1 protein-coding gene is annotated in these 864 nt (G+C 44.7%); it reads left to right on the plus strand.

Annotated elements, in window-relative coordinates; translation table 11 throughout:
* Positions 1 to 864: hypothetical protein (locus tag NW211_RS13890; protein WP_258328275.1), on the plus strand; the 864-nt coding region annotated here is incomplete at both ends.

Consider the following 864-nt stretch of genomic DNA (forward strand, 5'->3'; position numbering starts at 1 on the left):
AAGGTACAAGTGAGAAATGAGGAGAAGATTACGGAGCAAGACCGTATCTATTGCCAGAATCAGCAGGATGAGCTGTATAAGACGCTCGACCAGATTGCCTGGTGGTACAACATCTTCAAGAGAGAAGCCGAGAAGTATGAGGGTAAAATCAAACTCAAGCACGAGCCGAACGGTAAAATTACCACAAGCAGCTATGACCTCCACTATCGGTACAATAACGATGAGAAGGATTATACCCATCACGAGTTTACTCCTTTCAAGAACATCAATGAGTTGGTGGATAGCCGTCATAGTGCTATCAGGAACTTCATCAGTCGCATCATCGGCTATTTCAACAACACATACAGCGTCTCTGTTGAAGCACCAAAGATTGATGAGAAGACTCTGCCGATAGACTTCCGACCTGTATATAACACATATGTAGATGTGGTCATCGAACATCTCGGCGGCAAGAGTTTCCGAGATACTGCCGAGGAGGAGCTGATCAAACGATTCCTTGAAACGGTCAGACCCTCTAACTGGAGCAAGGTGAAGCCTGAACTGAAGAAGGACAAAATCATCTTCCCTGATATTGTCTCTTGGGACTCTTTCCATTACGAATGTTATAAGGATTATAGGTTCTCATACGAAACAGACCGTAAGGTCAGCCGCTTCTGTGAAGGTATTGCCTTTGGTGCAGACGATGTACTTTGCGGAAGTATCGAGATGATTATCGGTCTTGATACACGCAATGTAGATATATCCAGATGGTACGACCTGACAACGACCAATGCCGTAAGTCTTAAATTTTACGGAAACACCCGTATCGATGTCAAGTTCAAGGACAGTGCAACGGCAGAAAGTTGTTTCAAGCGACTGCGACTA

The organism is Barnesiella sp. ET7 (assembly GCF_024733785.1).
GTDB classification, from domain to species: Bacteria; Bacteroidota; Bacteroidia; order Bacteroidales; family Barnesiellaceae; genus Barnesiella; species Barnesiella merdigallinarum.